The organism is Kitasatospora sp. NPDC053057 (genome assembly GCF_044546945.1).
Classification (GTDB): domain Bacteria; phylum Actinomycetota; class Actinomycetes; order Streptomycetales; family Streptomycetaceae; genus Kitasatospora.
In genome coordinates, this window is record NZ_JBITZP010000002.1 from 304,144 (window position 1) to 314,639 (window position 10,496).

General features: G+C 73.2%; 10 protein-coding genes. 3 read left to right on the forward strand and 7 right to left on the reverse strand.

The window, feature by feature from the left end:
* Positions 1 to 60: 60 nt before the first annotated feature.
* Positions 61 to 873 carry a sterol carrier family protein gene (locus tag ACIG5E_RS03995; RefSeq protein ID WP_396531300.1) on the forward strand — a complete coding sequence of 271 codons (813 nt, stop codon included), beginning with the start codon at positions 61 to 63 and terminating at the stop codon, positions 871 to 873.
* Between the two features lie 31 nt (positions 874 to 904).
* On the opposite strand, the gene ACIG5E_RS04000 is transcribed toward ACIG5E_RS03995, so the two are convergent.
* Positions 905 to 1,615 (reverse strand): hypothetical protein, encoded by a 711-nt coding sequence (locus ACIG5E_RS04000; RefSeq protein ID WP_396531301.1) that lies wholly within the window; start codon positions 1,613 to 1,615, stop codon positions 905 to 907.
* 61 nt (positions 1,616 to 1,676) lie between these two features.
* Entirely contained in the window at positions 1,677 to 2,462 is a 786-nt protein-coding gene (locus ACIG5E_RS04005) for a DUF3152 domain-containing protein (RefSeq protein WP_396531302.1), read from the reverse strand.
* Positions 2,463 to 2,732: 270 nt separating this feature from the next.
* Here ACIG5E_RS04005 and ACIG5E_RS04010 point away from each other — a divergent pair, with 270 nt between their 5' ends.
* The gene (locus tag ACIG5E_RS04010) at positions 2,733 to 3,152 is read left to right on the forward strand and encodes a DUF3151 domain-containing protein (RefSeq protein WP_396531304.1); all 420 of its coding nucleotides are present in this window, start codon (positions 2,733 to 2,735) and stop codon (positions 3,150 to 3,152) included.
* A 95-nt stretch (positions 3,153 to 3,247) separates the two neighbouring features.
* Here ACIG5E_RS04010 and fbaA read toward each other — a convergent pair whose 3' ends face one another.
* The gene (gene fbaA / locus ACIG5E_RS04015; RefSeq protein WP_396531305.1) at positions 3,248 to 4,270 is read right to left on the reverse strand and encodes a class II fructose-bisphosphate aldolase; all 1,023 of its coding nucleotides are present in this window, start codon (positions 4,268 to 4,270) and stop codon (positions 3,248 to 3,250) included.
* A 342-nt stretch (positions 4,271 to 4,612) separates the two neighbouring features.
* Here fbaA and ACIG5E_RS04020 point away from each other — a divergent pair, with 342 nt between their 5' ends.
* Entirely contained in the window at positions 4,613 to 5,332 is a 720-nt protein-coding gene (locus ACIG5E_RS04020) for a DedA family protein (protein WP_396531307.1), read from the forward strand.
* Positions 5,333 to 5,441: 109 nt separating this feature from the next.
* On the opposite strand, the gene pyrE is transcribed toward ACIG5E_RS04020, so the two are convergent.
* The 4 genes from pyrE to ACIG5E_RS04040 all read right to left on the reverse strand — a co-directional run bounded on the left by pyrE (position 5,442) and on the right by ACIG5E_RS04040 (position 9,720).
* Entirely contained in the window at positions 5,442 to 5,978 is a 537-nt protein-coding gene (pyrE, locus tag ACIG5E_RS04025; RefSeq protein ID WP_396531308.1) for an orotate phosphoribosyltransferase, read from the reverse strand.
* A gap of 87 nt (positions 5,979 to 6,065) precedes the next feature.
* Positions 6,066 to 7,148, reverse strand: coding sequence for a hypothetical protein (locus ACIG5E_RS04030; RefSeq protein ID WP_396531309.1), 1,083 nt, complete (start codon positions 7,146 to 7,148; stop codon positions 6,066 to 6,068).
* A gap of 249 nt (positions 7,149 to 7,397) precedes the next feature.
* Entirely contained in the window at positions 7,398 to 9,038 is a 1,641-nt protein-coding gene (locus tag ACIG5E_RS04035; RefSeq protein WP_396531311.1) for a polyamine aminopropyltransferase, read from the reverse strand.
* 154 nt (positions 9,039 to 9,192) lie between these two features.
* Positions 9,193 to 9,720 carry a DUF2617 family protein gene (locus ACIG5E_RS04040; protein ID WP_396531312.1) on the reverse strand — a complete coding sequence of 176 codons (528 nt, stop codon included), beginning with the start codon at positions 9,718 to 9,720 and terminating at the stop codon, positions 9,193 to 9,195.
* Between the last annotated feature and the right edge of the window lie 776 nt (positions 9,721 to 10,496).

Consider the following 10,496-nt stretch of genomic DNA (forward strand, 5'->3'; position numbering starts at 1 on the left):
AGGGGCGGGCGGTTCTCCGGAACCGTCCGCCCCTCAGGCCCTGGGCGTATGTTGGGCCCCATGCCTGCCAAGTCCCGTACGTACCAACCGCAGAAGGTCCGCGCCGCGCTGGCCGCCCAGACCGGTGCGCTGCGCGCCGCCGTGGCCGGGCTCGGCGACGAACAGCTGGACCTGCCGACCAGGTTGGGGGGCTGGCGGGTGCGGGAGCTGCTCGCGCACCTGGCCATCCAGCTCGACTTCCTCCCCGTGCACCTGGACGATCCGCTGGAGGGGCGGCCGGCGCTGGACCTGCTGGGCTGGGTCTCGGCGGTCGGCACGGTCGCACCGGCGCTGGACGCCCGGACCCGGGAGCGGGCGGCCGCCGGGTTCGGCGGCGATGCGGCCTCGGTGGCGGCCGCCTTCGGGCGGGCCGCCGACGCGCTGACCGGGCTGCTGGAGCGGCCCGAAGCCGCCGACCCGGTACGGCGGTTGGAGATCCGGCTCGGCTCGATGCTGCTCTCCGACCTGCTGGTGACCAGGCTGGTGGAGACGGTCGTGCACGCCGACGACCTGGCCGACGCACTGGGCCTCGCCGCCTTCCCGCACGACCGCCAGGCCGTCGCCGCCGTCACCCGGCTGCTGGCCGACGCCTTCGCCGCCCGCGCCCCCGGTGGCGCGGTCGAACTGCGGATCCCGCCGTACGCGGTGGTGCAGGCCGTCGAGGGCCCCAAGCACACCCGCGGCACTCCGCCCAACGTGGTCGAGACCGACCCGCTGACCTGGATCCGGCTGGCCACCGGCCGGGTGCCGTGGGCGGCGGCGGTGGCGGACCACGGGGTGGCCGCCTCGGGGGAGCGCAGCGACCTGGCGGAGTACCTGCCGATCCTGGGTTAGCGGTTAGCGGTTAGCGGCTGGCGACTGGCCGCTAGCCCTTGAGCTGGCCGACCAGGGCTTCGGCGGCCTTGCGCAGCGGTTCGCCGGCGAGGGCCGGGTCCGGGGTGGCCTGGCCGGTGGTGTTCTGGTCGAGCATCAGCACCAGGTCGCCCTCGCCGTGCAGCGCGATCCGGGCGACGGCGGCCGTGCCCCCGCCCGGGGTGAGCTTGGTCTGCCCGACGGCGGGCCGGTCGGCGGAGAACTGGGAGAGCTGGTCCACGCCGAGCAGTCCGGCGCGCGCGATCGAGGGGAGCATCATGCTGATGCCGTAGTCGTTCTTCGGCACGGCCAGCAGCTCGACGTCGACGGTGGACCCGCCGACCGTGTACGAGCAGGTGATCTGGGCGTTCGGGGGAGTGGCCGGCATCTCGGTCATGGTCGGCGGGTGGGTGGCTCCCGAGGGCCAGGGCTGGGCCGGGACGCCGTCCCCGGCGTTGCCCGTGACGGAGCGTCCGTCCGTCACGGCGGGGGCGACGGCGCCGGTGATCCCCGCCCCGGAGGCGGCCTTGGCGAAGTCGAGGCCGAACGGGCAGGTGCTGGACTTGTTCTTGAACAGGTCCAGGGCGGTCGACCGGACGCGGTCATAGGAGAGCGCTCCGCCGCTGGTGGCGGTGTCGGTCGAGGACGAGCAGGCCGCGGTGCCGAGTGTGATCCCGGCGATGGCGAACGCGGCGGTGAGCCTCAGGCGTTGGGCAGCGGTCATGATCGGAGGGTAGGCCGTGGTTGTGCCGGCGGGTTGCCGTTCAGGTCTCAACTCCGTTGCACTACGGGACGGCCGGGCCGCTCAGGTAGGTGCCGTCCGCCGAGTACGGCCAGGCGTTGGGCACGCAGCCCTTGAGGCCGTAGATCTGCTGCATCATCGCGGGCGCGGGCTTGCCGGGGCCGGGGCAGGTCTCGTGTCCGTGGCCGATCCGGTGGCCGACCTCGTGGTTGACGATCAGTGCCCGGTACTCGTCCAGCGGGCCGCTGAACTGCGGTGAACCGGTGTTCCAGCGCTTGGAGTTGACGATCACCTGGTCGCCGACGTCGCAGTTGACCTCGCCGTGGGTGTCCAGGCCGGAGGCGCCGCAGATCTTGTCCACGGTGGCCGGGGAGGCGATCTTCACGGTGAAGTCGTACGAGCCGCCCGCGACCAGCTGGAAGGCGTTCTTGTGGTCGTTGGTCCAGCCGCGGCGGTCGCCGAGGATGCCGTGGATCTGCGCGGCGGCGGAGGCGGCGTCGATGCCGATGCCGTCCTCGATCTCCACCCGGTAGCGGCGCACGGTGCCGCGGCCGACCGCCTTGGCGCTGGCGGGGGCGATGCTGAAGGTGCCGGAGCCCTTGGAGGGGCCGGGGTCGGGCGCGGTGGGCGTGGGGGTGGGGGCCGTCGTGGGCGTCGGGGCCGGGGTGGCGGACGGGGCTGGAGCCGCTGCGGTCGTCGGCGCCTGCTCGCCCGGCGGGGCGACCCGGGCCTGGGCGGTCGCGGCGGGGGCCGGGGCGTCCGACGGGCCGGTCAGCGCGAAGGCGGCGACGCCCAGCAGCAGGACGGAGGCGATCAGTGCCGTGAGCATGCCAGGGCCGATCCGGCGGCGTGACCTGCGGCGTCGGCGGGCGCTGCGAGCGTTCTTCGGTGGGGCGGCTCGCCTGCGGGCGGATCTGGCTGCGGGCACGAGCGCCACCCTGGCATGCGAACGGGTGAATGTCTACATACCTGGTATGCAGCCGCCCGTTGGCCCAGGTCGGCGGGACCGTGGTCACCGTCCGGCACCGAGCGCCCCCGCGGGGCCGCCGATCAGGGCGGGGAGGTTGACCCCTGGGCCCCGGGTGGCAGACTGCACTGCATGGCGATTCACAAGAATCTTCTCGACGGCCCCGACCCGACCCTCCTGCCGGAGGACGAGCAGCCCTACCGGATGCTGGCGGAGGAGTCGGCCTCACCGACCCAGGTGGCTGCCGACTTCCCGGCCTTCTGCCTCGCCTGGGCCATGCTCGCCGACGACGCCTACGCGGCCGGCCGCTACGTCGAGTCGTACGCCTACGCCCGCACCGGCTACCACCGGGGCCTCGACGCGCTGCGCCGCAGCGGCTGGAAGGGCCACGGGCCGGTGCCGTGGGACCACCGCGGCAACCGCGGCTTCCTGCGCTGCCTGGCGGCGCTCGCCCGGGCGGCCGGCGCGATCAAGGAGACCGAGGAGGAGGCCCGCTGCTGGCAGTTCCTGAAGGACAGCAGCGCGGAGGCGTACGCGGAGCTCAAGCAGTAGGACCACGGAACCATCCGGACATGACCGTGCCCCCGGCGGGAGACCGCCGGGGGCACGACCGTTCCGGGCCCTGATCCCTCAGGCCCTCAGCGGGCTCACTTCAGGCGCTTGCCGGCCGAGCGCAGCTGCTGGGCGGCCTCGACCACGCGGGCGGCCATGCCGGCCTCGGCCAGCTTGCCCCAGGTGCGGGGGTCGTAGGTGTTCTTCTTGCCGACCTCGCCGTCGACCTTCAGCACGCCGTCGTAGTTGGCGAACATGTGGCCGGCCACCGGGCGGGTGAAGGCGTACTGGGTGTCGGTGTCCAGGTTCATCTTCACGACGCCGTTCTCCAGCGCGGTGGCGATCTCCTCGGCGGTGGAGCCCGAGCCGCCGTGGAAGACGAAGTCGAACGGGTCGGTCTTGCCGTACTGCTTGCCGATCGCGTCCTGCAGCTCGCGCAGCAGCTCCGGCTTCAGCACGACGTTACCCGGCTTGTACACGCCGTGCACGTTGCCGAAGGAGGCGGCCAGCAGGTAGCGGCCCTTCTCGCCCAGGCCCAGGGCCTCGGCGGTGCGCACGGCGTCGTTGACGGTGGTGTACAGCTCGTCGTTGATCTCGTGGGTGACGCCGTCCTCCTCGCCGCCGGTCGGGGTGATCTCGACCTCAAGGATGATCTTGGCGGCGGCGGCCTGGGCCAGCAGCTCCTGAGCGATGGACAGGTTGTCGGCGAGGGTCTCGGCCGAGCCGTCCCACATGTGCGACTGGAACAGCGGGTTCTCGCCCTTGGCCACGCGCTCGGCGGAGACCGCCAGCAGCGGGCGGACGTAGCCGTCCAGCTTGTCCTTCGGGCAGTGGTCGGTGTGCAGCGCGACGGTGATGTCGTACTTGGCGGCGACGATGTGCGCGAACTCGGCGAGGGCGACCGCGCCGGTCACCATGTCCTTGTTGTGCTGGCCGCCCAGGAACTCCGCGCCACCGGTCGAGATCTGGATGATGCCGTCGCTCTCGGCCTCGGCGAAACCACGCAGTGCGGCGTGCAGGGTCTGCGACGAGGTGACGTTGATGGCCGGGTAGGCGAACTTGCCCGCCTTGGCCCGGTCGAGCATCTCGTTGTAGACCTCGGGAGTTGCGATGGGCATGCGATCCGCTCCTGTCGGGTTGCGGCGTACGGACGGTGCTGTCCGACGCTGTGTACGCCTTCGTGACGACTCCGTGCCGGCCCGCCGACGCGCGGCGCTGCGGTGTGGCTCTCCGGCACCAAGGTTCGAGGCGACCTCCGCGGTACGGCCATGAGGGTGGTCGGCCGCCGCGGACCGGACGCCTGGGCCATCTTCCCAGACTCGTGCCCGCAGGTCAGCAGGAGCCCGCCTGTCGGGACGTCGTCCGGGAAGGCTGGGCCGGAAGTCGACGGCGGGCCCGGAGCCGCGCCCACGGGCCCTGGCCGGAAGTCGTCGGAAAGGTACGCCCGCTATCCTGCGCCCGTGGACTACAACCAGCTGGCCGTCAATCTGCTCGACGCCAAATCCCTGATCTCGTCCCTCGGCGCCATCGGGCTGATCGCGATCATCTTCGCGGAGACCGGCCTGCTGGTCGGCTTCTTCTTCCCGGGCGACTCGCTGCTGATCATCGGAGGTGTCGCCGCCTCGAACGCCGCCTCCTCGGTGCTCGGCGACGGCGCCAAGTTGCCGATCGCCGTCCTGCTCACCGGCTGCCCCATCGCGGCGATCGCCGGTGCCCAGCTGGGACACCTGATCGGGGCCAAGGTCGGGCCGAAGATGTTCGACAAGCCCGACTCGAAGATCTTCCGCCGCGACTACGTGGTCAAGGCGGAGGAGTACTTCAACAAGTTCGGCTCGGGCAAGGCCGTCGTGCTGGCCCGCTTCATGCCGATCATCCGCACCTTCCTGAACCCGGTGGCCGGCACCCTGGAGATGCCCGCCAAGACCTTCTTCGTGTGGAACGTCATCGGCGGTGTGCTCTGGACCGAGTCCATGCTGCTGATCGGCTACTTCTTCGGCGACGCGCTCGCCCCGGTGATCGACAAGTACCTGATCCCGGCTGTGCTGCTGATCGTGCTGCTGTCGATCTCGCCGATCCTGGTCGAGGTCATGCGGGAGCGCCGGAAGAAGAAGGCCGGCCTCGTCGAGGCCCCCGCCGCGGACGCGGCCCAGGGCGGCAGCGGGCGGCACCGGCGCGGCTGAGGCCCTCGTTCACGGCCTCGCTGTCGATGGTTCGAGGGCCGGGTCCCGTTCCACGTGGTTTCACGTGAAACAGGACCCGGCCCTTCGTGTCGCTCGGGGTCCCGTACGGTCAGAGGCCCAGGTCGTCCAGGGTGTACGCGGTCACGTACTGCAGGCCCTGCTCCTCGACGGCGCCCGCGCCACCGCGCTCGACGATCACCGCGACACCGACCACCTCGGCGCCCGCCTCGCGCAGCGCCTCGACGGCCTGCAGCACCGAGCCGCCGGTGGTGGAGGTGTCCTCGACCGCCAGCACCCGGCGGCCCTTCACCTCCGGGCCCTCGATCCGGCGCTGCAGGCCGTGCGCCTTGCCGGTCTTGCGGACCACGAAGGCGTCCAGCTTCTGCCCGCGCGCGGCTGCGGCGTGCAGCATCGAGGTGGCAACCGGGTCGGCACCCAGGGTCAGACCGCCGACGGCGTCGTACTCCAGGTGCGAGGTCGCGTCCAGCATCACCCGGCCGACCAGCGGGGCGGCCTCGCCGTCCAGCGTGATCCGGCGCAGGTCGACGTAGTAGTCGGCCTCCTTGCCGGAGGAAAGGGTGACCTTGCCGTGCACGACGGCCTTGTCCTTGATCTGTGCCAGCAGGGCGTCGCGGTCGTTGCTCATGAGCGTTCAGTCTAGGCCCCGTCCTCGGACTCCCGCCTGCGGGGCGGCGCCGGGGCCAGGCCCTGAACCCTCCTGAGGCACTCGCGGCTAGCGGCGGCGCAGCGCCCTGACCAGCACCACGGCGCCGCCCAGCAGGGCCACCGAACCACCGATCACCCACGGCACCGCACTGCGGCCGCCGGTGCCCGGCACCACGATGCCGCCGGCCTCGCCGCCCCAGCGGGACGCCGCCCGGGCCCGCGCGCTGCGGGCCGGCAGCGCCGGGGCGTACCGGCCGCGCGGCGGGGCGTGGTCCACCTCCTCGGCCGAGCGGCCGACGATGCTGCGGCGCACCGGGCCGGTGAGTTCGGGCTCGTCCTCGTAGGCGAACAGCGGCTCGGCGGGGAGTTCCTCGGCGACCCCGTCCTGGGGGCCGTCACTGCCGTCCCCGGTGGCGTCGGCCTCGTCGTCGTGGTCGTCGACGTCGTCATCGTCGTCGTCGGCGGAGCCGGTGGGGAGGCCGAAGCGCTCGGCGTCGGCGTCGGAGAAGGCGATCAGGTCGGAGAGGTCGTCCTCCAGGTCGTCGCCGGGCTGGTCCTGGCGCTCCTCGATGAAGACGATCTCGGCGTCGGTCCCGGTCCCGGCCTCGGTCTCGGCCTCATCGCCGGTCTCGGTCTCGTCCGTGCCGTCGTCGCCGTTCCCGTCCCCGGTCTCGTCCGTGAGCTCCTCGTCGCCCTCCTCCGGGGCGTCCGGGGAGGTGAGCGCGGTGGCGAAGCGCTCCAGCAGACGGCGACCGGCGGCGTCGAGCGTCTCGGCGTCGAACTCGGTCAGCCGGCCGGTGGCGCTCAGATCGCCCGTGAAGCGGACCACCGCGGTGCCGTCCTCGGCGCCGTCCATGACGCTCACCCGCACGGTGGCGGTCGCCTCACCGCTGCCCCGGGCCTCCTGACCCTCGGCCAGCACGGTGAGCACACCGTTGCGGCCCTCGATCAGCGACAGCACGCCCTTGAAGGTGATCGTGGAGCCGCCGATCCGCAGCTTCAGCCGGCCGCCGATCTCCTCGGCCGGCCCGGTCCCGACCGCCGCCGGCTCGGTGCTCAGCCCGGGCACGCTCCGAGCCAGCAGCGCCGGATCCTGCAAGGCCCGCCGCACCAGCTCTGCGGACATCGGGACGACAACCTCATGCTCCATGCCACGGAGCCTACCGACTGGGCCCGGCCCGGTCCCTACCCACCACCGCCCGATTTTCCCCCACCACCCAACCCAACCGTGTTCGCCCGCCCGTAGGCCCCGCGTGCGGCCCGGGTGGCCCCGCCGGCGGCGCGAGTCGACGGCGAGCCCGGCCGACCTTCCTCGCCGTACCTCCCCGCCCGGCCGTCGGCCTTCTTGTCAGCGCGGGTCCTCTTCCGCCGCTTCCCCGCCCGGCCGCTGGCCTTCTCGTCAGCGCGGTTCGAGGAGCGTGAGCGGGGCCGGGGGACGGGGCGGGCGGAGGGCGGTGAGGCGGGTGGTGGAGCTGCTGAGGGCGGTGGGGGTGAGGGTGCGGGGTGGTGGGGCGTCGAGGGCGAGGGTGAGCGGGGGCGGGGTGGCGGCGGCGAGCAGGAAGTCCTGGGCGGCGTCCGGCGGGCCCGGGCGGCAGGTGCCGGTGGCGCTGCCCTGGACCGCGTACGGGGTGGTCTGCAGTCCGGCGGCCCGCAGCCCCGACTCGATCTGCCACAGGCGGTCCCCGTCCCCGCCCTCGCCGCCCCGGACGGCGATCCGGCCGCCGGGGGCCAGCAGTCGGGCTGCGAGGCCGTAGAACTCCTGGGAGTGGAACTTGACCGGCCCGCCGTCGGAGGGCGCGGGCAGGTCGGCGAGCACCACGTCGTACTCCTCGGCGGGCGGCGCGCCGCGCAGCCAGGCCATCGGGTCGGCCGCGGTGGTGCGGACCCGGGGGTCGTCCAGGGAGTGGCCGTTGAGGGCGGCGAGTCCGGGATCGGTGCGGGCGAGCCGGGGGAGGGCCGGGTCGGCGTCGACCAGCCGGACGGCGCGGACGCCCTGGTGTCGCAGCACCTCCCGCAGGGCGAGGCCGTCGCCGCCGCCGAGCAGCAGGATCCGGGTGTCGGGCCCGGCGGCCAGCGCGGGGTGGACGAGCGCTTCGCTGCCCCGGTACTCGTCGGGCCCGCAGACCGTGAGGCGTCCGTCGAGGTAGAGCCGGAGCGGGCCGTCGGCGGGGCCGGTGAGCACGATCTCCTGGTGCCGGCTGCGGGTGGCGTAGCGGACCTGGTCGCCGTAGAGGGCGTGCCGGGCGGCGCGTTCGATGGAGTCGGAGCCGGCGGCGGCGGCCGCGAGCACGGCGAGGACGAGGGTGCAGCCGCCCCAGAGCAGCCGTCGTATCCGGGGGGCGGGTTCCTCGCGGAAGAGCCAGAGCACCACGGCGGCCCCGGCGACGGCGTTGACCGCCCCGGTGAGCAGTGCGCCGGTGCCGGGGCCGAGGCGGGGGAGGATCAGGAAGGGGAAGGCGAGTCCGCCGATCAGCGCGCCCACGTAGTCGGCGGCGAACAGGTCGGCGACCGCGCGTCCTGCGTCCTCGCGCCGGATCCGCTGGATGAGGGTCATCAGCAGGGGGATCTCGGCGCCGATGAGGATGCCGATGAGGCAGGTGAGGCCGACCATCGCGGCCTGGTAGCGGCCGATCCAGGCCCAGCAGGAGTACAGGGCGAGGACGGAGAGTCCGCCGGTGAGCGCGAGGGCGCATTCGACCAGGGCGAAGGCGGTCGCGGGGCGGCGGGTGAGCCGCTTGGCGAGCAGTGAGCCGAGGCCCATCGCGAACACCATGACGGAGAGCACGACGGAGGTCTGGGTGACGGTGTCCCCGAGCAGGTAGTCGCCGAGCGCCACGAGTTCGAGCTCGTAGACGAGTCCGCAGGCCGCGCAGACGAACGCGGCCAGCAGGACGGTGAGCCGGGCGAGCCGGGGGCGGGAGCGCAGCCGGGACCGACGGCGGGCGGGCAGGGGGATGAGGCTTCGCCCGGGCGGGGGTGGGGTGCCGTCGTCGAGGTCCACTCGCGGGCGTGCGGGCGGACCGGCCGGATGATTGATCACGAACAAACGCTAGGGGACATGCGGGACGGATAGCTGCGCCCATCCGACGGACAGTGAGGGCCGTCGGATTGACGAATCGTTCGTGCGTGCGATTCATGGGTTTGTACTGGGTGGCGTATGACCGGACAGGTGGCCCTGCCCGGCTCGTGGGCCCTCACGCCCCCGACACCACCAGCGAGGAGCGGGTGCAGACCAGCTGCCCCTCCTGCGGGTAGGCGTGCCAGGTCCGCCAGAGCAGCCGGTCCGGGCCGCCCTGGGTGACCAGTGCGGTGAAGGCGCTCGGGTCGCCCGGGAAGACCCCGGCGAGGCCGCGCGGGTGCCCCTCGACCAGGGCCAGCAGCTCCTGGGCACGGGCCACGAAGTCGTGCGGGGGCAGTGCCTCGATCCGGGCGGCGAACTCGTACTCCCAGCCGCCGACCTGCTTGGCCACCCGGGCCGGCAGCGGGGTGCGGCGGCCGGGCAGGCAGGCGACGGTCTCCAGGCAGTCGCCGGGGCCGGCCGAGATCACCACCTGGTGCGAGGCGCCCAGCAGCCGCAACTGGAGGGTGCCGGAGCCGCCGGGGCGGCCGCCGCCGAGTCTCAGGTCGCGGACGGCGAGAGCGGGCAGCGGGTCGCCGCCGAGGCACCAGGCCAGGTCACCGGCGCGGGTGTCCGTGTAGGAGGTCTGCAGTGTGGTGAGCATGCTCGGCTCCGCTTTTCAGCTCCGTGCGCGCCCGCCGAGCAGCAGCGAGTAGGCCTAGGCGATGGCGAGGCTGTTCGTGGCTGTGCGGCCCTGGGCGCGGCCGACCGTGGAAGGAAGGATTCCGGCTGGAGATTCAGCAGCAGAGAAGCATGAATACGCCGGGTCCGTCGGTGATTTACCCAACTTTGTCAAGCATTCACCGTTTCGAGCACACCTGCTTCCCGGCTCTGATCGACCCGGTGTGCGACTTTGCACAGCACGCGCCCCTGCCACCGGCCCGTGCGCCGTGCGCGCTGGGTGTGCGCTCTTCGCGCGCTCCATGCGCCGCCGCCCTCCACGCACAGGGCGTGGAGGGCGGCCGAACATGCCAGGCGGGCCGTCGGATTTGCCTCAGTGGCAGCAAAGAAGCATGCCACCAAGGAAAGTTGATCGCGAATCAGAACTGACGTCGGGCCGGAATCGGTCCCGTTCGATGGGGCGCGCGAAACCCCTGTTCGCGCCGTAGACGCGCAACGCACTCCCGAAGCCCCCCGCCCCCTTGCACAAACCGATCCCAGCTGGGCTACGGCCCCCGCCCGCAGGCGGAGGCCACTCGGGGTGAACGGTCCGGCTGCCCGGCGACGGTCCCGTCAAGTCGACGCTTTCGTAAGGCAGTTACGGGCCCTGCGGTGGGGGGGGGGGGGGGCCGCCGCCCCCCCCCGCCCCCCCCCGCGGGCCCGCGCCGCGGCCGGGGGGCGGGGGGCCGGGGGGGGGGACAAACCCCCGGGGGTGGTGGG